Source organism: Nocardia fusca NBRC 14340 (genome assembly GCF_001618425.1).
Classification (GTDB): domain Bacteria; phylum Actinomycetota; class Actinomycetes; order Mycobacteriales; family Mycobacteriaceae; genus Nocardia; species Nocardia fusca.
The window spans coordinates 253,015-274,154 of record NZ_BDCU01000016.1; the positions used below are offsets into that span (position 1 = coordinate 253,015).

Consider the following 21,140-nt stretch of genomic DNA (forward strand, 5'->3'; position numbering starts at 1 on the left):
GATAGGGCCCGAAGCACACTCGAGCCCGCCCATCGAGCACGATTCGACCCCTACTCGAGCCGCGGGCCCCGGTCGCGTCCGAGGCGTACGAACAGTGCGAGCCGACTCCGCAAATGACCGAGGCCGCTCCCCCGGAAACGGCCCACACAGGTAGGACGTTCGCGGCGGACCGGTGGCCGGGCGATCGATCGCTTCGACGCGCACCTATCCTGGGGAGGTCATGGCTCGTACCGAACCCGATTCCTGCCCCGGTGTCCTGCGCCTGCACGAGGCCGCCGACGGCCCGCTGGCCCGGGTCCGGGTACCGGGCGGGGCGCTCGCACCGGAGCAGTTACAGGCCCTCGCCGCGGCCGCCGGCGAACTCGGCGACGGGAATATCGAACTGACCTCGCGCGGCAATGTGCAGCTGCGCCGGGTCCGGGACGCGGACGCGCTCGCCGAACGGCTGGCGGGCGCCGGGCTGTTGCCGAGCCGGACCCATGAGCGGGTCCGCAATATCATCGCCTCGCCCCTGTCCGGCCGGGTCGGTGACCACCCCGATATCCGGCCGCTGGTCGCCGCTTTCGACGCCGGGCTGCTCGGTTCGTCCCGGCTGGCCGAACTCTCCGGCCGGGTCCTGTTCACCCTCGACGACGGCCGGGGCGATGTGAGCCCGCTGCGTCCGGATATCGGTCTGCACCTCCTCACCGACAACCGCTGCGCGCTGTTGCTCGCCGGTGCGGACAGCGGGATCAGGATCGCCACCGCCGACGCGACCGAGGTGCTGCTGGCAGCGGCACACGGATTCCTCGAACTGGCCGCGGGTCAGTGGCGCCTGCACGAGATCGAGGACGGCGCCGCACGGCTGGCGACGCTGCTGGGCCTCGGTCCCGGCCCTGAACGTCTGGCACTCGCGGACTCGGCCGACCTGCCGATCGGCTGGCTGCCCCAGCACGACGGCCTGGTCGCGCTCGGCGCCGGGGTCCGGCTGGGCTCGCTGCCCGCCCGCACCGCCGAATTCCTCGCCGCCGTCGAACGCCCCGTGCTACTCACCCCGTGGCGTGGTCTGATCGTCACCGATCTCGAGGAGTGGCCGGCCGAACAGGTCGTGCGGGTGCTGGCGCCGATGGGCCTGATCTTCGACGCCGCGTCGCCGTGGCTGCGGATCACCGCCTGCGCCGGGCAGCCGGGCTGCGCCAGATCGCATACCGACGTGCGTGCCGACGCGGCGGCCGCGATCGAATCAGGCCGGACGGATCTCCCTGATGCCGCGGTCCCGGAAGCTCCGATCCCGGCCGCCTCGATCACCACAGCGGGGCGGCAGCACTGGTCCGGTTGCGAGCGCCGCTGCGGCCGGCCCGCTGCGGCGGTCACCGAGGTCACCGCCGGCCCCGAGGGGTATCTGGTGCGACCGCCGCGCACCTGAGCCGCCGTACCGCGGAGTGCCGGGACTCCCCCGGCGGACCGTCCCTACTGCTGCTGTGACGTCGAAGGCTTTTCGATGGGCCGCGAACGACGGTCCCCGTCGTCCTGTTTGCCGTGGCTGGCCACCAGGAGCACGACGATCAACAGTCCCATCACGGCCGCGACGGCCAGCGAAGCCGAGGGCTTGCGCAGTTGCTCGGTTTCCTCGCGCACCGACATCTCCTCCGGAAACAGCGGAACGGGTTCGACGGCGCGGCGCTCGGGTGCCGGGCATCCGTTCGACCGATTCGAATTCCCGGTGATGAACGACGATCTGCCTTGCGGCTCCTGAACTGTGAGCATGCGGAAATCGTATCGACGTCCGACCGGCAGATATCCGGAAACTTCCCGGTAATGGGAAATTAACTTCGCCTCAATGCGATAGTGGCCCAGGTCACGTATGCGCCGGTCAGGGGCCCGGAGCCGGGATCGGCAGGCACGCAAGGCAAATGGAGCCGGTGTGACGTAGGGTACGCTGTCCCGCCCCGCTGGGCGTTGTGTCGCAAACCATAGGTCAGCCGGCCTGTACGCGCCGGATTCCCGAGTAGGCGCGGGGCGCGTACCGCAGTCGATCGGGTAACAGCGGCCAGACTGTACGCACCGCCGTCGCGAACACCCCGAACAGCTTCTGGTCCACCGCCGTCCAGCGCAGGTCCAGGATCTCGCGGGCACGTTCGGGCATGAGCGCGTTGGCGAGCCAAACATTGAACGCCATCACCGGTCGCCAGATCACCGACCACACCGGTTCCGGGACACCGGGTAGCGCCGGGATCCGGGTGCTACCGAGCCGGAGCGCGAAATCGGTGGTGGCGTTGGCCTCGAGCACCTCGTCGATGGTGCGGTGCCAGTACTCCTCGAACTCGGCGTAGTTCGCCACCAGCACCCGGTCGGACAGGCCGTACATCCGCCACCAGGTGATGCCCTCGGCGATCAACCGATCCTTCTCGGCGGCGGTGAGGGGGGTCCCGAAATGCTCATTGAGGGCGATGGTGAGCTCGACGAAGGTCGCGTGGGTCCACCAGTACACCTCGGGATTGAGCGCGTGGTAGCGCTCCCCACGGGAGTCGGTGCCCTTCAGCGGGCGATGGTAGTCACGCACCCGGGCCGCCTGCGCCTCGTTGTCGGCGTCGTAGATCATGCCCTGGATCTGCGGCAGGGAGCGGATGAGGCGGTCCCAGGGGTCGCGGAAGAAGTTCGAATGGTCCTGCAGGGCCGCGCCCACCGCCGGATGCATGTTCTGCAGGATGCCGGTGCGGCCGAGGAACAGCATGTTCCGCAGATCTCCGGCGTACTCCCAGGTCAGCGACCCGGGCCCGATCGGTGCCCCCACGAGACGGGATGTGGCGGCGGTATCCGGAGCACCCACGATCTGACCTCCTTGTCGAACGGCGCGAAACTCTGAGACGAATAGTAGGTCATCATCTCAGTTTCTCGTCGCCACGGGTGGCGGACATCTCGCCGACGGATTCCGCGGCGCCCGGCGGCATCGTGTCGTATCGTCGTCTGGACTATTGTCCATACACTTGTGCATACAGCCGGGCCCCGCTACTTCACGAGCCCGGAGCGGTAGGAGAAAGCAGGTTCACCGATGAAGACCAAAGGCGCTCTCATCTGGGAATTCGACCAGCCGTGGCAGATCGAGGAGATCGAGATCGGCGATCCCCGCAAACACGAGGTCAAAGTCCAGCTGGAAGCGGCCGGAATGTGCCATTCCGACCACCACCTGGTCACCGGCGGCATTCCGATGATGGGATTCCCGGTACTCGGCGGGCACGAAGGTGCCGGCATCGTGACCGAGGTCGGCGAGGGCGTCGAGGATCTCGCGGTCGGTGACCACGTCGTCCTGTCGTTCATCCCGTCGTGCGGGAAATGCAAATCCTGTCAGGCGGGTCTGCGCAATCTGTGCGACCTCGGCGCACTCCTGCTCGCGGGCACCTCGGTGACCGACGGATCGTTCCGGATCCAGGCCCGCGGCCGCGACGTCTACCCGATGGCCCTGCTGGGCACCTTCTCCCCGTACATGGTGGTGCACCAGAGCTCGGTGGTGAAGATCGACCCGTCCATCCCGTTCGAGGTCGCCTGCCTGGTCGGCTGCGGTGTCACCACCGGGTACGGGTCGGCCGTCCGCACCGCCGATATCCGGCCGGGCGAGGACGTCGCGATCATCGGCCTCGGCGGTGTGGGTATGTCCGCCTTGCAGGGCGCGGCCCATGCGGGCGCCCGCTACATCTTCGCGGTCGACCCGGTGCCGTGGAAACGCGAACAGGCCCTGAAGTTCGGGGCCACCCACGCCTACGCGACCATCGAGGAGGCGACCGCCGGCTGCGCGGAGGTCACCTGGGGCGGTATGGCCAAGAAGGTGATCGTGACCGTCGGCGAGGTGCACGGCGAGGACGTCGACAGCTGGATGGGCATCACCGCCAAGGCCGGCACCTGCGTGCTCACCGCCATGGGCAGCCTGACCGAGAACAAGACGACCCTGAACCTGGCCATGCTCTCGCTACTGCAGAAGAACCTGCAGGGCACCATCTTCGGTGGCGGCAATCCGCACTACGACATCCCGCACCTGCTGTCGATGTACCAGGTCGGCAAGTTGAATCTCGACGATATGGTCACCCGGCAGTACCGGCTCGAGGACATCAACGACGGCTATCAGGACATGCTGGCCGGCCGCAATATCCGCGGCATCATCCGCTACACCGACGCGGACCGCTGAGCCGCCCGGACCACCGGCGCCGGCCTGCCACGCGATCGGATAGTGACGAGGAGGACGTGTGAGCTACCGGGTCGTGCAGTGGGCCACCGGATCGGTCGGCCGGGCCGCACTGCGAGCCATCATCGATCACCCCGAACTCGAACTGGTGGGGTGCTGGGTGCATTCGCCGGACAAACGCGGCCGTGATGTCGGGGAGATCCTCGGCCGGGCGCCCGTCGGGGTGCGGGCGACCGACAGTCTCGACGAGATCCTCGCGCTGCCCGCCGACGCTGTGGTCTACGCGCCGCTGCTGCCGCGCACGAAGGAGGTGGCGGCACTGCTGCGGTCGGGGAAGAACGTGGTGACGCCGGTCGGCTGGTTCTATCCCGACGACGAGCAGGCCGAACCGGTCCGGCAGGCCTGCCTGGCGGGCGGGAGCACGCTGCACGGCACCGGGATCGATCCCGGCGGGGTCACCGAGGTGTTCCCGCTGATGTTGTCGGCCATGTCCGCGGCAGTCACCTTCGTGCGCGGCGAGGAGTTCTCCGATATCCGGACCTACGGCGCGCCCGATGTGGTGCGCCACATCATGCGGTTCGGTGCCACTCCCGCCGAGGCCGCTGCGGGCCCGATGAGGCAACTGCTCGACGGCGGCTTCCGCCAATCGGTCCGGATGATCCTGGACACGCTGGGTTTCGGCGGGAACCCGGAGATCCGCACGGTACACGAGACGGCGGTCGCCACCGCGCCGATCGAATCACCCATCGGCACCATCGAGCCCGGGCAGGTGGCCGGCCAGCGCTTCCACTGGGAGGCGGTGGCCGGCGGCGAAACCGTCGTGCGCATCGGGGTCAACTGGCTGATGGGCCAACAGCATCTCGACCCGCCCTGGACCCTCGGGGCCGAGGGCGAACGGTTCGAGATCGAGATCGACGGCGACCCGGGCTCGTTCGTCACGATCCGCGGGTGGCAGTCCGAACCCGGCGACCCGCCGGAGGCCGAGAATCCCGGGATCGCCGCGACGGCCGCGCACTGCGTCAACTCCGTCCCGTACGTCTGCGCGGCCGAACCCGGTATCCGCACCTCGGTCGAGCTACCGATGGTGGCGGGCCGGGCCCATCCGCGGTTCTCGCGCGGGTCGTAGACGAAAACGGCGCGCGCCGCTAGGCGCGTCGCAACGCCAGGACGGGGATGGTGCGGAAGCCGGCCGCCTTCTGCTCGTATTCGGCGAAGCCGGGATAGCGGCGGGCCTGTTCGCCGTAGATACGGTCGCGCTCCGCGCCGGTCACCTCGGTGACCGTGACGGGGTAGGTCTCGGTGCCCCGCTCCACCGTGGCCTCCCCGGCCGCGGTCAGGTTGCGATACCAGTCGGGATTCGTCGGCGCACCCGCCTTGCTGGCGAATACGTAGACCAGGCCGTCGGGATCCTGTTCATCGGCCAGGTACATCATCGGGGTCACCGATTCGCGTCCGGTGCGCCGGCCGCGATGGTGCACCAAGGCCAGCGGGGCACCCTCGAAAGGCCCGCCGACCCGGCCCTCGTTGGCCCGGAATTCCGTGATGATCCGGTCGTTCCAGTCGTCTGCCATACCCGGCATTATGCAGCGGACCAGCGGCCGGGCACATACTCCGGGCCGCGCGGCGGGTCATCACCGGGCCGGCTGTCACACTACGGACCATGGCGTTCACCGACGACCCCGACGGCGACCGGTTCTTCGCGCTGCGCACCTTCCGCGCCGACGGCGCACCGGTCACCACCGCGATCTGGCTGGCCCCGCGGACGGCCGCTGGTACGGATACACTCCCGCTCGCTCCTGGAAGGTCCGCCGGATCGAGCGCGATCCCCGGATCGAGGTGGCGCGCTCCACATTCGACGGCACCCCGACCGGCGCCTGGCAGCCCGGCACCGCACGCATCCTGCCCGCGCACCGATTACGCGTCGCGCGACATGCCATGACCACCAAATACGGTGTGGCATTCCGGATCTTCGTGCTCGTCACGCTGCTCGGCCGTTTCCGCCGCCACGGCGGACGCGCCGTCGGCCTGGAAATCGAGCTGGCGGGCGATCTGCCCCTGCTCCGCCGGTGAACAGCGACGCACGGACCCTGGGAAAGTACTGGGTGTCCGCGACGATCACCGCGGCGCGGCGGTCAGCGGAGGCACAGGGGCGTGATGTCGGAGCGACCACCGGTGGTGGGCGAGCTCAGATACATACAGGGTGTCTGACCCGCCGCGCTGATGGCGGACTTCACCTGGTCCCAGGCCCGCGCGCCGAGAGCGGCCGAGCGGGCCAGCACGAAACCCGACAGGCGGCTCGGGTCGGTTACCAGCGCCCAGGAGTAATCGGGGGCCAGCGCGGTGACGATGTAGTTCGTCGGGCCGTCGAGCATGTCCTGACCCGGCACTCCGGGGAAGCCGACATGTAACTGCGCACCGGTCACCGGGTCGTTCACCTTCGCGGTGCCGCGGATCTCGTTGCGGCCGCCCGCCCAGGTGGTACAGGAATTGTGCACGGCGACATTGCCCTGCGGGTCGAGCGTGTACTGCGCGCGGGTGTCGCGTGCACAGTCGAGATTGAACGGCTGCGGTACCGCGGCGAGCTGGTTCCAGTCGCCGAGGTACCGGTTCAGGTCCAGTGCGGGGACCGGGGCGGGGCCGGGCGGCAGCGGCGGCTGGGCGACCGCGCCACCGGCAGCCAGGGCACCGAAGGTCAGCAGGGCGGCCACGAGGCCGGTGGTGCGGCGAACTGCGTGATGTGCTGTCACGAAAACTCCTCGCATTCGGCGGTGTGTGACCACTCCAACCAATATAGATGCATAATCGATGCGTACTGATTCGGCGCAGGAGAATAGATGGTAGCTATGGGATTCCTCCGATTCGCGGGAGCGGCCACGGCGTGTTCCGGACCGGCCGTGGCGATCCGCCCGGCGGTGCTGCTGCGGCCGTGCGGCCGGGACGAGGACGATCCCACCCGCCCGCCGCGCGCCGACGCGGACGACCGCCTGCCGGGATATCGCCTCGGGGCCCGGGACGGCCCTCGCCCCGACCCCGGCCGCCCTGCGGGTGGCCACGGGCTCCCGGGTGCTCTCCGACCTGTCCGACGCCGCCCTCCTCGCCGCCGCGCTGCGCGACCGGCCGCAGCGCACCACGGCCGTCGCGGTGGCCACCGGCCGGGCCCTGCGGTGTGGCGCGGCGGGCCCGACCGCGACGCGGACCCGGTGAACACGGCCGTACGCCGTCGGCGCCCACGCCGAAGTTCCGGGTCCGCCTCGGGCGGCGAATCGGAACAGGCAGAATAAGACGATGCCCGACGGTTCCAGCTCCGCCTCCGACGCGGCCGGCTACACCGTCCGCGCGGTCGCCGAGCGGCTCGGTATCCCGACCGCCACCCTGCGCAGTTGGAACCGGCGCTACGAGATCGGCCCCACCGGGCACCGGCCGGGCACCCACCGGCTGTACACCGAAGCCGATATCGCCCAGCTCGATCGGATGCTCGGACTCATCCGCGGCGGCGCCACCCCGGCCGGTGCCGCGGCCACGGTGCGCGCCCCGGCCGTCGCCCCCGGCGACCTGTCTTCGCTGGTGACCGCCGCCTTCGCGCTCGACTACCGGTCGGTGACAGCGCAATTGGCCGGCGCGCTGCGAACCTACGGCGTGACCGACACGTGGGAACGACTGTGCCGCCCCGCTTTCGCCGAGATCGTCGCCCGCCAGCTGGGCGGCGAGGGCTGTATCGATGTCGAGCACCTGCTCTCGTGGTGCATCACCTCGGCGCTGCATCGCAACAACCCGCCGGACCGGCTGCGCCCGCGGCCCATCGTCCTCGCCTGCACCGGCGGCGAATCCCACGCGCTCCCCCTCGAGGTGCTGCGGGCAGCCCTGGCCGAGCGCGAGATCGGGGCACAGATGCTCGGAGCGGATGTGCCCACCGCCGCCCTCGCCGACACCCTGGCGCGGCTGGACCGGCCGGCCGAACTGGTGCTGTGGTCGCAGCACGAGTCGACGGCGCTGACTTCCAGCGTGCGGGCGGGCACCGACGCCGGCGCGCGGGTCTTCGTCGGCGGCCCGGGCTGGGACGCGGTCATCCTCCCGGCGGCGGTCGAACGCTTGGCGAGTCTTCCCGAGGCGGTCCGGCGACTCGGCTGAGTCCGGTCCCGCCCACTCTTTCACCCCACCCATCCGGGCATCCCGGACCCGGCGAACCACCTCGCGGCCGCGTGGCCCGACGGCCCGTGAACCGGCGCCCGGGTCGCCATCGACCACAAAACGATGCATACTCGATGCAGAGAGGCGACCGGTGGTCGCCGAGCGGAGGAGTGCGATGGTCGAGCAGGGCAAACCGGACCGGTCCGGGCGCCGGGTCGCGGCTGTGGCAGAAGCGGTTCGATGGGTATACCGACGAGACGAGCGCGCTCGGCTTCGCCCCCGTGTTCCAGCGCATGTGGCAGTTCTGTCCGGCCTGTGCCGGGGCGGGCTTCCGCAGCGGCCATCCGGATGCCGAGCAGTTCGTGCCGACGAGACGAGACGAGGTGTGATCCGATGATCCGTACAGTCGACGCTCTGCTCGACCGGACGATAGTGCCCGGCTACACCCGCCTCGGCTACCACCTGCGCAAGGTCTCCTGGACCAGTGACGACCCGCCCACCGATGCCCTGCACGGCAAAACCGCCCTGGTCACCGGCGCGAACTCCGGAATCGGCAAATCGATCGCCACGCGCTGCGCGGGCCTGGGCGCCCGCACCGTGCTCGCGGTCCGGGACGCGGACCGCGGCGAGCGGGCCCGCCGGGAGATCCGCGACGCCGTCCCCGAGGCGCAGGTGGAACTCGAGCTGTGCGATATCGCCGAACCCGGCAGTATCGATGCCTGCGCCCGGGCCTTACGCGAGCGCCACGGAGCGCTGGACGTGCTCGTCCACAACGCGGGCGTACTGCCCGGCGAGCGCACCGAGAACTCCGCCGGACACGAGCTGGCCCTGGCGACCCATGTCCTCGGCCCGCTACGCCTCACCGACCGGCTCGCTCCGCTGCTGGCCGCCTCCGGCGACGCCCGCATCATCTTCGTGGCCTCCGGCGGGATGTACACGCAGCCGCTGCCGTTCCGAGATCCGCAATATCGCCGCGGCGAATACCGGGGCACCACCGCCTACGCCCGCACCAAGCGGATACAGGTGGCGTTCGGGCCGCTGCTGGACGGACGTCTCGCCGATCACGGGGTCAGCGTGCACAGTATGCATCCGGGCTGGGTCGCCACACCGGGGATCACCGCCGCGCTCCCCCGCTTCGGTTCCGCGCTGCGCCCGGCGATGCGCACCGCCGCCGAGGGTGCCGATACCGCGGTCTGGCTGGCCACCACCAGCCCGGCGCCGCTGTCGGGTCATTTCTGGCACGACCGCCGCATCCGTGACGAACACTATCTGCGCCACACCCGCTATACGGAGGGCCATCTGCTGTCGCTGTGGGAGTACTGCCTCGACGCGGCGGACGTGCCGTTGCACCCGCCCCGACCCCCGATCCGCCCGCGCCGCGCATCCGCCGGGCCCGGCGGATCCGGCAACCGATGAATTCCGCTCGCCCACGCCGTCGTTCACAGTGAGCCCGCGTGGATCTCGTTGCGAGAAGGAGTCCCGATGCCGGATACCGATCACGACCCCGCCGCCCCGCGGCGGCTGACGCAGCACCCGACCGTCCAGCGGATGGCCGGCCGTGAGCGCGAAAAACCCGACCCGGTCCTCGCCGCCGACCGGCTGCGCGAGATCTGCCTCGCGGCCGGCGCCGATGATGTGGGGTTCGTCGCCGTCGAGGATCCGCGGGTGGCCGACGAACTCGAGCACGCACGGGCGATCCTGCCCGCCGCGCGCACATTCGTCTCGTTCTGTGTACGGATGAACCGGGACAATCTGCGCAGTCCGCAGCGCAGTCTCGCCAATACCGAGTTCAATCACGCCGACGACGAGACCAACGTGGTGTCCCGCCGGATCACCCGGGCGCTCCAGGACGCCGGTTACCGCGCGGTCTACCCCGCCCCGGGGTATCCGATGGAAGTGCAGCAGTTTCCCGGGCGTATCTGGGTGATCGCGCACAAGGTCGTGGCCGAGGCCGCCGGGCTGGGCGTCATGGGCATCCATCGCAATGTGATCCACCCCCGATTCGGCAATTTCATCCTGCTCGGCACCGTGGTCACCGACGCGGTGATCGACACCCCGAGCACGCCGCTGGATTTCAATCCCTGTCTCGAATGCAAACTGTGTGTCTCCGCCTGCCCGGTGGGAGCGATCACCCCGGACGGGGGTTTCGATTTCCAGGCGTGCTACACGCACAACTACCGGGAATTCATGGGCGGCTTCACCGATTGGGCGGAGACGGTCGCCGACAGTGCCGACCGCGACGAATACCGGCAACGGGTCACTACCGGGGAATCGTTCTCGATGTGGCAGAGCCTGTCGTTCAAACCGAACTACAAGGCCGGCTACTGCATGGCCGTGTGCCCGGCCGGCGAGGACGTGATCGGCGCCTACCTCGACGATCGCCGAGCCCACCTCGACGAGGTGGTCCGGCCGCTGCAGAGCAAGACCGAGCCCGTGTACGTGCTACCCGGTTCGGCAGCCGAAGAGCATGTCGCGCGCCGCTTCCCGAACAAGACGCCGCAGCAGGTCACCAATGGTTTCCCGGATGAGGTCAACGATCTGCTCGACCAGATCGGGCCGCGCCCGCGCGGCGGTGCCGGCGGGACCGCGTAAGCCCGGTCCGCGCCACCGGTACGACGGGTGCCGCTCCGGCAGCGTTGTCCGCGAGAGGTCGAGGCGTGACGCCGGCTGCGGGGGCGGTATTCGCCGGATATCGGATCATCCGGCCGCTCGCTTCGGGTGGTATCGGGCGCGGTGTATCTCGCGCTGCATCCGCGATTGCCGCGGCAGGAGGACGCGGTGAAGCTGCTCGACAGTGCGCTCGGTGCGGATGCCGAATTCCGGGCCCGGTTCCGGCGCGGCCCCGCTGTGACCCGGGCGCCCCGGTCACCGAGGCCCACCCGCACCGGCCCGGCGCGCTCGGCCCGGCATAGGGTGTCCGCATGTCCGACACGCGCACCAGCTACGTCACCGACGCGGCCGAGATCTACCGCCGGTCGTTCGCGATCATCCGAGCCGAGGCCGAGCTGGACCGGTTCCCGGCCGATATCGCGCAGGTCGTCGTGCGCATGATCCACGGCTGCGGCCAGGTCGACCTGGCCGGGGACGTGGTGTTCACCCCGGGGGTGGTGGCCGCGGCACGCGCCGCACTGCGCGCCGGCGCGCCGATTCTGTGCGATGCGAACATGGTCGCCTCGGGAGTCACCCGGACCCGGCTGCCCGCGGACAACGAGGTGCTGTGCCTGCTGCGGGACCCCCGGGTGCCGGAGCTGGCGGCCGAACTCGGGACCACCCGGTCGGCGGCGGCGCTGGAATTGTGGCGGGAGCGGCTCGACGGCGCGGTGGTGGCCATCGGCAATGCGCCGACCGCGCTGTTCCACCTGCTGGACATGATCGCCGCGGGCGCACCGAAACCGGCCGCCGTGCTCGGGATCCCGGTGGGCTTCGTCGGCGCGGCCGAATCGAAGGACGCGCTCGCCGCGAGCACGGGCGTGGAGTATCTGACGGTGCGCGGGCGGCGCGGCGGAAGCGCCATCACCGCGTCCGCCCTGAATGCGATTGCGAGCGAAGTGGAATGACGGTGGCTACGGGAAAGCTGTGGGGGGTCGGGCTGGGCCCGGGCGATCCGGACCTGGTGACGGTCAAGGCGGCCCGGGTGATCGCCGAGGCCGATGTGATCGCGTTCCACAGTGCCCGGCACGGCCGCAGTATCTCGCGCGGTATCGCCGAACCGTACATGCGGCCGGGCCAGCTCGAGGAACACCTGATCTACCCGGTCACCACCGAGACCACCGATCATCCCGGCGGTTACCAGGGCGCGATCGACGAGTTCTACGCCGCGGCGGCCGAACGGCTGGCCGCGCATCTGGCGGCGGGCCGGTCGGTGGCGCTGCTGGCCGCGGGGGACCCGCTGTTCTACAGCTCCTATATGCATATGCATCGGCGGCTGGCCGACCGGTTCGAGGCGGAGATCGTCCCCGGGATCACCTCGGTGAGTGCCGCGTCGGCGGCCCTGGCCACTCCCCTGGTGGAGGGGGAACAGGTACTGACGGTACTGCCCGCGACCCTGCCCGCCGACGAACTGACCCGCCGCCTCGCCGACAGCGAGGCCGCCGCGATCATGAAACTCGGCCGCACCTACCCGGCCGTCCGCAAAGCGCTCGCCGACTCCGGCCGCCTCGACCGCGCCTACTACGTCGAACGGGCCAGCACCGGACGCGAACGGGTGCTTCCCGCCGGAGAAGTGGACGACGCCCAGGTGCCGTATTTCGCGATCACCATCGTCCCGGGCCCCGAACCGACCACCCCGGTCCCCGCCCGCCCGGATCCGGCCGCCGCCGAACCGGTGGCCCGCGCGGCGAGCACCCCGGCGGCCGAGATCGCCGCGCCGAGTGGTCTCCCGGGCGCCGGCGAGGTGGTGGTCGTCGGCCTGGGCCCGGGTGATACGCGCTGGACCACCCCGGAGGTCTCCGCCGCGCTCGCCGCCGCAACCGACCTCGTCGGCTACACCACCTATATCGACCGCGTCCCGGCCCGCCCCGGTCAGCGGCGGCACAGCAGCGACAACCGGGTCGAATCCGAACGCGCCGCCATGGCCCTGGACCTCGCCCGCCGCGGCGGGCGGGTCGCCGTGGTCTCCTCGGGCGATCCGGGCGTTTTCGCGATGGCCGCGGCCGTCCTGGAGGAATCCGCGGACCCGCAGTGGGCGGGGGTGCCGGTGCGGGTGCTGCCCGGGATGACGGCGGCGAACGCGGTGGCCAGCCGCGTCGGCGCCCCGCTCGGACACGACTACGCCACGATCTCCCTCTCCGACCGCCTCAAACCGTGGGACGTGGTGGCCCGGCGCCTGGCGGCGGTGGCCGCGGCCGATATGGCCATTGCCGTCTACAACCCGGCCTCGAGTAAACGCACCTGGCAGGTGGGCGCGATGAAGGACATCCTGCTGGCGCACCGCGCACCGGACACCCCGGTGGTGCTCGGCCGCGATGTGGGCGGCCCTGGCGAATCGGTGCGGGTGCTGGCACTGGGCGAACTGGAACCCGCCGAGGTCGATATGCGGACCCTGCTGATCATCGGCGCCTCCACCACCACGGTCGTCGACGGCGCCGGCGCACCGCGGGTCTACACCGCGCGGCGCTACAACGCCTGAGCCGAACCCATCCGATAGCATTCCACTATGGAATAGCGACGGTGGAAGGATACGTGGTGAACGGCAAACAGAAACGGCCGCTGAACTCCACGGCCGCCTCACTTCTGGGTTTTCTGCACGAGGGGCCGATGTCGGGCTGGGATCTGGTGACGCTGGCCCAGGACCGCATCGGCGATTTCTGGACCATCACGCAAAGCCAGGTCTACCGGGAACTCGCCACCATGGACTCGGCGGGCCTGGTCGTCAAGGGCGAGACCGGTGCCCGCGAACGCACTCCGTACCGCATCACCGACGCCGGCCGCGCCGAATTCGCCGAGTGGATCGCGCGCGACCCGAGCCCGGAGACCATCCGGTTCCCGCTGCTGCTCACCCTGCATTTCGGCGGTCACCTCGAACCGGCGCATCTGGCCTCGATCATCGACAACGCCCGCAAGGTCCATCAGGAACGACTGGACCGCTACCGCGCCGAGGAAGCGGGCCCGGATCTGTCCCCGCACACCCGGGCGACGCTGGAATTCGGTATCGGATACGAGCGCGCGGTCCTGGACTGGTTCGACCGACTACCCGAACTGCTCGGTTCCTGAACGCGCAGTACCGATTACGTCGGGCGATTCGGCCGGTTCCGGAATCGCCTGTCGGCACGACCCCATATCGCTCAGTCCTTTCGGCCCGCCCGCCCGCCGGTATCTTCCGCGGACCACTCGGACAGCACCTCTCGTACTTGCTCGACCGTGGCCACTACGGTGACCCCGGCGGGCACGGGCGGCCGGTCCACGACCACCACCGGAATGCCGGCGGCGCGCGCGGCGGTGAGCTTCGCGGCGGTCGCCGCACCCCCGCTGTCCTTGGTGACCACGACATCGATTCGGTGCCGGGTCAGCAGTTCCGATTCCTCGGCGACCGTGAAAGGCCCTCGGGCCAAGAGAATTTCGTGCCGCGGGGGAAGTTCACCCGCGGGCGGGTCGATGGCCCGGATCAGATACCAGGGCCGGGTATGGTCAGCGAAGGCCGCCACCCCCTGACGGCCGATGGTGAGCAGTATCCGGTCCCCCAGTCCGGCGGCGGTGTCCGCGGCGGCGACCAGATCAGGGACCCGGTACCAGCGATCGCCGGGGCCGGCGGCCCAGCCCGGACGGCTCAACCGGATCATGGGCAGTCCGAGTCGCGCGGTGGCCCGCGCGGCATTGGCGGTGATCATCTCGGCGAAGGGATGGGTGGCGTCGACGACGAGATCCATCCGGTTGTCCGCCAGCCATTCGCGCAGCCCGTCGGCACCGCCGAATCCGCCGATCCGCACTTCGCCCGCGGGCCGGATCGGCTCGGAAACCCGACCGGCGAGCGAGGACACGATCTCGTGTTCTCGCTCGCCGGTGAGCAGCCGGGCGAGTTCCCGGGCTTCCCCGGTGCCGCCCAGCAGCAGAATTCTCAGGGTTGGCCGCTGAAGTAGGCGATGGCCGAATCCAGCAGCGGCGGACCGCCGGCGACCGCGAGGCCGATACCCGCGCCGATGATGGCGCCCGGAATGAGGCCGACACCGAGGAACAGGAAGCCGATACCCGCGCCGATGGCGGCGCCCACGGCCGCACCCAGCGATGCCCGCTGCAGTTCGCTCATGAACCATTGCTGGGCACCGATGAACTGCGCCTGTGACGGCGCGCCCGCGACCGGAGTGGCCCGCGGGGTCAGCGTCAGCCGGCTGTTGCCCTCGTCGATGGTGGCGGCGACCGCGACCACCTGGCCATTGGTGGCCTGGGTGAGCGGGATACTGGTCAGCCGCTCCCCGGCGGCGTTGCTCAGCACCACCGCGTCGTTGGCGGCGTCGAGACTGAACGCACCGCCGGAAACCGTGGTGACCAGCGACTTTCCGGCTTCGGCCAACGCCAGGGTGTAGTCCACGCCGCGATCGTGACCGGTGACCTCCGGAACCGCGTTCTGCTGCTGCTCGACAGCGGGCGCCGTCGGAGCGGGCGCCGCGTAGCCCGTGCCCGCGGCGATACCGGTGGCCGCTGCCGCCATGATCGCGGTCGCGGCGAACTTCTTGTATTTCACTATCGATCTCCCCGTCACGCGCGAATCCGCGTGACCCGCGCTAGGAACCCCCGTGACCTTACTCCCGATGCCCTATTCGTCCATTCGTGTTGTCACATACGGGAAGTCCCGCCGGCCCAGCACCCTTCACCACCGACCATTGGGTCACCGGCAACTGGGGCCGCCATGTGGTGAAACGCCCCAGCGGTTCCCCGCGGTAGACCTGGAAGCGGCGCAGACCGCCGCCGTGCGCGGCGGACCAGTCCAGCAGCAGCGCCTCCGATTCCGCGGTGACCGCGTTCGCCACCAGCCGCCCGCCGGCGGGCAATCGAGACCAGCAGTGCTCGAACAGCGCGGGCGTGGTGAGTCCGCCACCGAGGAAGATCGCGTCGGGATCGCCGGCCACCGCATCCCCGGCGAGTTCGGCCACCGCCTCGCCGCGCACCTCGATACCGGGTACGCCGAGCGCGACGGCATTGGCGGCGATCTGCGCCCGGCGCCGCGCCAGGATCTCGAACGTGACCGCCCGGCAGGCGGGATCGGTACGGCACCATTCGATGGCGATACTGCCCGAACCGCCACCGATATCCCACAGCGTCTCCCCAGGTGCGGGAGCCAGCGCCGCCAGGGTGAGCGCCCGGATCTCGGTCTTGGTGAGCTGCCCGTCCCCGCCGTAGGCGTCGTCGGGCAGGCCGGGCAGCCGGGTGAGGCGGGGGCGCCCGGGTTCGCCCGCCGCGGTGACGGCGACGATATTGAGAGGGTCGCCCGCGGGCTCCCGCCAGGTGGCGGCGGTCCCGGACACCAGGCGTTCGGCGGGCCCGCCCAGCTGCTCCAGCACGGTCAGCGCGGAGGGGCCGAACCCGTTGCACCGCAGCAACTCCGCGATCCGCGCCGGGGTACCGGCGTCGGCGCTGAGTACGAGGAGCCGCCGCCCGTGGGCCAGTTCGGGCAGCAACCGCTCCAGCGGCCGGCCGACCGTGCTGACGATCCCCACCTCGGCCACCGGCCAGCCCAGCCGGGCACACGCCAGCGAGACCGCCGACGGTTGCGGAAACACCCGCAGCGCGCCGGGCCCGAGCAGCCGGGCGAGGGTGACACCGATCCCGTAGAACATGGGATCGCCGCTGGCGAGAACCCCGAGCCGGGTTTCCCGATGCTCGGCCAGCAGCCCGGGCAGCGCGGGGACCAGCGGTGCCGGCCACGGTTCCCGCCGCGCGCTCACCTCGGCGGGGAGCAACGCCAGCTGGCGCGCCGAACCGAACAGCACCGCGCAGTCGCGCAGGGCCTGCCGGGACCGGTCGGGTAGCCCCGCCCAGCCGTCGGCGCCGATACCCACCACCGGAATCGGGGGCCCCGCCCAGGAGAGCGCGGGGTCGGCGGTCACCGGGGCAGCCGCCGCCAGACGGCCTGCGGCAGCAGGCGCATCCCGAAGAACACCGGGCGCAGGATTCCCGGAATCCACACGCGCGCCGAGCGGCGGCTCAGCGCGGTCACCACCGCGGCGGCGACCTGGTCCGGCGTGCTGGAGAACGGCGCCGGGCTCATTCCCTCGGTCATCTTGCCCACCACGAAGCCCGGCCGCGCCAGCAACAACTGCACCCCGCTCCCGTGCAGCGCGTCGGCCAGGCCGGAGGCGAATCCGTCCAAGCCCGCTTTGGCGGATCCGTAGACATAGTTCGCACGCCGCACCCGGACCCCGGCCACCGAACCGAACACGACCAGCTGACCGCTGCCGCGGGCCCGCATCTCGTTGGCCAGGACGGTCAGCACACTGATCTGGGCGGTGTAGTCGGTGTGCACCACCGCCAGCGCGTGGGCGGGGTCGGCCTCGGCGCGGGACTGATCGCCCAGTACCCCGAAGGCCAATACCGCGACCCCGATCGGCCCGTAGTCGGCGGCGATCTTGCCGAGCAGGGCGGGATGGCTCGCGGTGTCGTCGGCGTCGAACTCCACCGGATGCACCGCGGTCGCGCCGGCGGCGGTGAGCGCCGCGGTCTCGGCGTCCAGATCCTCACAGCGCCGGGCGGCCAGTACCACCGCCCGCCCGGGCGCGAGCCGCAGCGCCACCTGCAGACCGATCTCACTGCGTCCACCCAGCACCAGCACCGTGCCCGGGTCGATCCCTCGTGTTCGACGCACAACCATGCGCTCAGTCTGTCATCCGCACGCGGCGGTGTGCGGAACCGGGAGACGTGCCGGGGGCGCGCGGCGACCCGCTACGGTCGATCCATGACGCTGCGTACTGCCGAATTGTCCCCGGCGGCCGTCGAGTTCCTCACCGAACGGCATCTGGCGACCCTCACGACTCTGCGGGCCGACGGCACCCCGCACATGGTGCCGGTGGGCTTCACCTGGGACCCCGACGCCGGGCTGGCCCGGATCATCACCGACGGCGCTTCGGTGAAGGCCCGTAATGTGCGCCGATCGGGTTATGCCGCCGTCGGCCAGGTGGATGGTGCGCGCTGGCTGACCCTGGAGGGTCCGGCGGTCGTCCTCGACGATCCGGCCGCGGTCCGCGAAGCCGAACGGCGCTACGCCGAGCGCTACCGGGTGCCGCGGGAGAACCCGACCCGGGTGGTGCTGGCCATCGAGGTCCAGCGGGTGCTGTGCGGGGTCCGGTTGCGCGAGGCCTGAACGCCGGGCCGGCTATCTGTCGGCCGGCAGGACGGTCAGTCCGTGCGGGCGCTCGTTCATCGCCACACAGCCGTCCTCGGTGACGACGACGATGTCCTCGATCCGGGCACCCCATTCGCCCGGGAAGTAGATCCCCGGTTCGATACTGAACGCCATTCCCGGCCGCAGTTCCAGATCGTTGCCCGCGACGATATAGGGCTCCTCGTGCACCGACAGGCCGATACCGTGCCCGGTCCGGTGGACGAACGCGGGTCCGAACCCGGCGGCTTCCAGCGGTTCGCGGGCGGCCGCGTCCACGGCTTCGGCGCGGACACCGGGCCGCACGGCGGCCACGGCGGCGGCCTGGGCGCGTTCCAGTTCGGCGCAGCGCGCGGCGATCTCCGGATCGGGTTCGCCCAGCACATAGGTCCGGGTGGAATCGGAGTAGTAACCGGGCTCCACCGGGCCGCCGATATCGATCACCACCACGTCACCGGCCTCGATCCGCCGCTCCGACACCTCGTGGTGCGGGTTGGCGCCGTTGGGCCCGCTGCCCACGATCACGAAGGCGGCCTCGGTATGGCCCTCGGCCACGATGGCGTCGCTGATGTCCTTGCCGACCTCGGCTTCGGTCCGCCCGACCCGCAGGAACTCCCCCATCCGGGCGTGCACCCGGTCGATGGCCGCGCCCGCCCGGCGCAGCGCCGCGATCTCGGCGTCGTCCTTGATCATGCGCAATTCGCGCAGTACCGGGGTCGCCGAGACCGGAAGCCCGCTGAAACTGTGTGCCAGCGGCAGTAGATGCAGCGCGGGCATGGAATCGGCCACCGCGACGCGGGAGCCGATGTGCAGCGCCGACCGGACCAGCTGATACGGATCCACCCCGTCCACCCAGTCCAGGACCCGCAGGCCGAGTTCGTCGACCGCGGACTCCTGCAGTCCCGCCACCTCCAGTTTCGGGATCACCACCGAGGGTGTGGCCTTGTCGGAGGTGATCACCAGACAGGTCAGCCGTTCGAACGACTGGGCCGCCGATCCGATGAGGTACCGCAGGTCCGGGCCGGGGGTGATGAGCAGGGCGTCGAGATGGGCGTCGCGGATCAACTGGACCGCCCGCTCCACTCGCTGCCCGTAGACCTCCGCCGCGAACCGTGACTCCGTGTGCGCGCTCATGACCTCGAACCTACCTCGCACCCGGGGGGCGGCACATCGGATACGTCGGTGGGTCCTTGTAGATTCACCGGGTGACTACGACCGAATCCACGCCGCGTCCCCTGCTGCTGCTGGACGGCGCGAGTCTGTGGTTCCGGGCCTTCTACGCGATCCCGGACAAGATCACCGCGTCCGACGGCCGGTCGGTGAACGCCCTGCGCGGGTTCACCGATATGGTCGCCTCCCTCGTCACCAGGCATCGCCCCGCCCGGCTCGTGGTGTGCCTGGACCTGGACTGGCGGCCGAAGTTCAGAGTGGATCTGGTACCCACCTACAAGGCCCATCGTCTCGATACCTCCGCCACGGCCGCACCGGGCGCCGAGGAGGTACCGGACCGGCTGACTCCGCAGGTCGACATGATCCTCGAGGTGCTGGCCGCCGCCGGTATCGCCACGGGCGGCGCGGAGGGCCTGGAAGCAGACGATGTCCTGGGCACCCTGGCCTCCACCGAGCTCACCGACCCGGTGATCGTGGTCAGCGGCGACCGGGATCTGCTGCAACTGGTCCGCGATACCCCCGAACCGCCGGTACGGGTGCTGTACGCGGGCCGCGGGCTGGCCAAGGCCGAATTGTTCGGGCCGGTGGAGGTCGCGGCGAAATACGGCGTCCCGGAGCGGAACGCGGGCCCGGCCTACGCGGATATGGCGACGCTGCGCGGGGATTCGTCGGACGGGCTCCCGGGCGCCGCGGGGATCGGCGAGAAGACCGCCGCCACCCTGATCAGCAGGTTCGGGTCGCTCGAGGCGCTGCGGGCGGCGGTCGACGATCCCGCGGCCGACCTGGCCCAGGGTATCCGGACCAAATTGCGCACGGCCGCCGACTATCTGGACGCGGCGGCGCCGGTGGTGCGGGTGGTGCGTGACGCCGATGTGATCCTGTCCCGGCCCGACACCTTGCACCCCATGCCGGCCGATACCGACGCGCTGCGGGAACTCGCCCGCGCCTACAACGCGGAGAGTCCGGTCGAGCGGTTGATCACCGCGCTGGCGAACTGCGCCTGACCGGGCCGCGACAGCGAAAACCCGCCGGAGGGCAGCGTCCGGCGGGTTCGTCCGGCGAGAAGATCAGCTCGGGCGGCCGACTTCGTAGGTGCCGTCGTCCTTGGTGATCTTGATATTGACCTTCTTGGCCTCGCCACCGACCTTCAGATCGCAGGTGAACGTGGCGTCCACCGCGACCTCTTGGCCCGCGGGGCACTGGACATCCTTGACGTCGTCGATTCCGTAGGAATCCGCGAGGACTTTCGCCACGCCCGTCTGCACGGCGGCCTGATCCAGCTGGTCCTTGGCAGTAAGGGTCAGGATGCCGACGACCGCGCCGACGACGAGCACCACCGCCAGCACCGCCACCCCGATGATGAGTCCGGTTTTCTTACCACCGCCCGACGGCTGCTGCTGACCGGCCCACTGCTGCTGATTCGGCTGCCCCCACTGCTGCTGCGGCTGCTGCCCCCACTGCTGCTGATTCGGGTCACTCCACTGCGGCTGCTGCTGATTCGGGTCGCCCCACTGCTGCTGGGGCTGCTGCCCCCACTGCTGCTGATTGGGATCGTTCCACTGCTGCGGCTGGGGCTGCTGCGGTTGCGGTTGCGGCTGGCTCCACTGCTGCTGCGACGGCGGGGCGGGCTGCCACTGCTGACCACCCTGATCGCCGCCCCACTGCTGGGTGGGCTGCGCCTGCTGCGGGTCGGGTACCGAAGGCTGCGCGGGCGGCTGGTTCCCCCACTGCGGCGCCGCGCCGGGCGGCTGCTGCCCACCCCAGACCTGGGTGGGATCGTTACGTCCCTCCCCGGTGCCCGGGGCGTCGTTCGGTCCGTACGGCCCGCTCATCTGGTTGCCTCCACTCGCATTGTCCAACACACGGTAGCCCCCCGCG

The 21,140-nt window shown here is 70.6% G+C and carries 23 protein-coding genes; 13 read left to right on the forward strand and 10 right to left on the reverse strand.

Features of this window, described 5'->3' with window-relative positions; all coding sequences use genetic code 11:
* Nucleotides 1-220 precede the first annotated feature (220 nt).
* The gene (gene cobG / locus NF4_RS06215) at nt 221-1,405 is read left to right on the forward strand and encodes a precorrin-3B synthase (RefSeq protein WP_063126324.1); all 1,185 of its coding nucleotides are present in this window, start codon (nt 221-223) and stop codon (nt 1,403-1,405) included.
* 44 nt (nt 1,406-1,449) lie between these two features.
* On the opposite strand, the gene NF4_RS06220 is transcribed toward cobG, so the two are convergent.
* Both NF4_RS06220 and NF4_RS06225 read right to left on the reverse strand, forming a co-directional pair.
* Complete coding sequence (locus NF4_RS06220; RefSeq protein WP_063126325.1) at nt 1,450-1,746, reverse strand: hypothetical protein; 297 nt, start codon at nt 1,744-1,746, stop codon at nt 1,450-1,452.
* A gap of 211 nt (nt 1,747-1,957) precedes the next feature.
* Complete coding sequence (locus tag NF4_RS06225; protein WP_232330334.1) at nt 1,958-2,809, reverse strand: oxygenase MpaB family protein; 852 nt, start codon at nt 2,807-2,809, stop codon at nt 1,958-1,960.
* A 222-nt stretch (nt 2,810-3,031) separates the two neighbouring features.
* Between NF4_RS06225 and NF4_RS06230 the strand changes: the two genes are divergently transcribed.
* Together NF4_RS06230 and NF4_RS06235 are read left to right on the forward strand one after the other, a co-directional pair.
* Complete coding sequence (locus NF4_RS06230) at nt 3,032-4,159, forward strand: NDMA-dependent alcohol dehydrogenase (protein ID WP_063126327.1); 1,128 nt, start codon at nt 3,032-3,034, stop codon at nt 4,157-4,159.
* A 58-nt stretch (nt 4,160-4,217) separates the two neighbouring features.
* Nucleotides 4,218-5,282: an NAD(P)H-dependent amine dehydrogenase family protein gene (locus tag NF4_RS06235; RefSeq protein ID WP_063126328.1), complete on the forward strand. Its 1,065-nt coding sequence runs from the start codon at nt 4,218-4,220 to the stop codon at nt 5,280-5,282.
* 19 nt (nt 5,283-5,301) lie between these two features.
* Here the strand turns inward: NF4_RS06235 and NF4_RS06240 are convergent, their stop codons facing one another.
* Nucleotides 5,302-5,727: a nitroreductase family deazaflavin-dependent oxidoreductase gene (locus NF4_RS06240; RefSeq protein ID WP_063126391.1), complete on the reverse strand. Its 426-nt coding sequence runs from the start codon at nt 5,725-5,727 to the stop codon at nt 5,302-5,304.
* 265 nt (nt 5,728-5,992) lie between these two features.
* On the opposite strand from NF4_RS06240, the gene NF4_RS06245 reads away from it, so the two are divergent.
* On the forward strand, nt 5,993-6,226 hold the full coding sequence (locus NF4_RS06245; RefSeq protein WP_063126329.1) for a PNPOx family protein: 234 nt from the start codon (nt 5,993-5,995) through the stop codon (nt 6,224-6,226).
* A gap of 62 nt (nt 6,227-6,288) precedes the next feature.
* Here the strand turns inward: NF4_RS06245 and NF4_RS06250 are convergent, their stop codons facing one another.
* Nucleotides 6,289-6,903 carry a lipocalin family protein gene (locus NF4_RS06250; RefSeq protein WP_439956739.1) on the reverse strand — a complete coding sequence of 205 codons (615 nt, stop codon included), beginning with the start codon at nt 6,901-6,903 and terminating at the stop codon, nt 6,289-6,291.
* Between the two features lie 298 nt (nt 6,904-7,201).
* On the opposite strand from NF4_RS06250, the gene NF4_RS37540 reads away from it, so the two are divergent.
* From NF4_RS37540 to NF4_RS06285, 7 genes are all read left to right on the forward strand, one after another.
* Complete coding sequence (locus NF4_RS37540; protein WP_157120027.1) at nt 7,202-7,360, forward strand: hypothetical protein; 159 nt, start codon at nt 7,202-7,204, stop codon at nt 7,358-7,360.
* Between the two features lie 81 nt (nt 7,361-7,441).
* A complete protein-coding gene (locus tag NF4_RS06255; protein ID WP_063126330.1) occupies nt 7,442-8,284 on the forward strand; it encodes a MerR family transcriptional regulator in 843 nt (280 codons plus the stop codon).
* A gap of 393 nt (nt 8,285-8,677) precedes the next feature.
* On the forward strand, nt 8,678-9,700 hold the full coding sequence (locus tag NF4_RS06265) for an SDR family NAD(P)-dependent oxidoreductase (RefSeq protein ID WP_063814510.1): 1,023 nt from the start codon (nt 8,678-8,680) through the stop codon (nt 9,698-9,700).
* 66 nt (nt 9,701-9,766) lie between these two features.
* The gene (locus tag NF4_RS06270) at nt 9,767-10,876 is read left to right on the forward strand and encodes a 4Fe-4S binding protein (RefSeq protein ID WP_063814511.1); all 1,110 of its coding nucleotides are present in this window, start codon (nt 9,767-9,769) and stop codon (nt 10,874-10,876) included.
* A gap of 329 nt (nt 10,877-11,205) precedes the next feature.
* Nucleotides 11,206-11,841: a precorrin-8X methylmutase gene (locus NF4_RS06275; protein ID WP_063126332.1), complete on the forward strand. Its 636-nt coding sequence runs from the start codon at nt 11,206-11,208 to the stop codon at nt 11,839-11,841.
* Complete coding sequence (locus tag NF4_RS06280) at nt 11,838-13,412, forward strand: precorrin-2 C(20)-methyltransferase (protein WP_063126333.1); 1,575 nt, start codon at nt 11,838-11,840, stop codon at nt 13,410-13,412. The genes NF4_RS06275 and NF4_RS06280 overlap by 4 nt, the downstream gene beginning before the upstream one ends.
* A gap of 128 nt (nt 13,413-13,540) precedes the next feature.
* Nucleotides 13,541-13,996 (forward strand): PadR family transcriptional regulator, encoded by a 456-nt coding sequence (locus NF4_RS06285; protein WP_084532905.1) that lies wholly within the window; start codon nt 13,541-13,543, stop codon nt 13,994-13,996.
* Between the two features lie 71 nt (nt 13,997-14,067).
* Here the strand turns inward: NF4_RS06285 and NF4_RS06290 are convergent, their stop codons facing one another.
* From NF4_RS06290 to dprE2, 4 genes are read right to left on the reverse strand one after another with little or no spacing between them, the layout of a single operon-like run.
* A complete protein-coding gene (locus tag NF4_RS06290) occupies nt 14,068-14,841 on the reverse strand; it encodes a cobalt-precorrin-6A reductase (RefSeq protein WP_063126394.1) in 774 nt (257 codons plus the stop codon).
* Nucleotides 14,838-15,461: a DUF8020 domain-containing protein gene (locus NF4_RS39075; RefSeq protein WP_063126334.1), complete on the reverse strand. Its 624-nt coding sequence runs from the start codon at nt 15,459-15,461 to the stop codon at nt 14,838-14,840. The genes NF4_RS06290 and NF4_RS39075 overlap by 4 nt, the downstream gene beginning before the upstream one ends.
* 58 nt (nt 15,462-15,519) lie before the next feature.
* On the reverse strand, nt 15,520-16,824 hold the full coding sequence (locus NF4_RS06300) for a bifunctional cobalt-precorrin-7 (C(5))-methyltransferase/cobalt-precorrin-6B (C(15))-methyltransferase (protein WP_063126335.1): 1,305 nt from the start codon (nt 16,822-16,824) through the stop codon (nt 15,520-15,522).
* On the reverse strand, nt 16,821-17,585 hold the full coding sequence (gene dprE2 / locus NF4_RS06305; protein WP_063126336.1) for a decaprenylphospho-beta-D-erythro-pentofuranosid-2-ulose 2-reductase: 765 nt from the start codon (nt 17,583-17,585) through the stop codon (nt 16,821-16,823). Before dprE2 ends, NF4_RS06300 begins: the two co-directional genes overlap by 4 nt.
* Before the next feature lie 84 nt (nt 17,586-17,669).
* Here dprE2 and NF4_RS06310 point away from each other — a divergent pair, with 84 nt between their 5' ends.
* Nucleotides 17,670-18,074: a pyridoxamine 5'-phosphate oxidase family protein gene (locus NF4_RS06310; RefSeq protein ID WP_063126337.1), complete on the forward strand. Its 405-nt coding sequence runs from the start codon at nt 17,670-17,672 to the stop codon at nt 18,072-18,074.
* Nucleotides 18,075-18,086: 12 nt separating this feature from the next.
* Here the strand turns inward: NF4_RS06310 and NF4_RS06315 are convergent, their stop codons facing one another.
* On the reverse strand, nt 18,087-19,226 hold the full coding sequence (locus NF4_RS06315; RefSeq protein ID WP_063126338.1) for a M24 family metallopeptidase: 1,140 nt from the start codon (nt 19,224-19,226) through the stop codon (nt 18,087-18,089).
* Nucleotides 19,227-19,297: 71 nt separating this feature from the next.
* Here NF4_RS06315 and NF4_RS06320 point away from each other — a divergent pair, with 71 nt between their 5' ends.
* Nucleotides 19,298-20,266, forward strand: a complete 969-nt coding sequence (locus NF4_RS06320; protein WP_063126339.1) for a 5'-3' exonuclease — start codon at nt 19,298-19,300, stop codon at nt 20,264-20,266.
* A 63-nt stretch (nt 20,267-20,329) separates the two neighbouring features.
* Here NF4_RS06320 and NF4_RS06325 read toward each other — a convergent pair whose 3' ends face one another.
* Nucleotides 20,330-21,094, reverse strand: a complete 765-nt coding sequence (locus tag NF4_RS06325; protein WP_063126395.1) for a DUF4333 domain-containing protein — start codon at nt 21,092-21,094, stop codon at nt 20,330-20,332.
* Between the last annotated feature and the right edge of the window lie 46 nt (nt 21,095-21,140).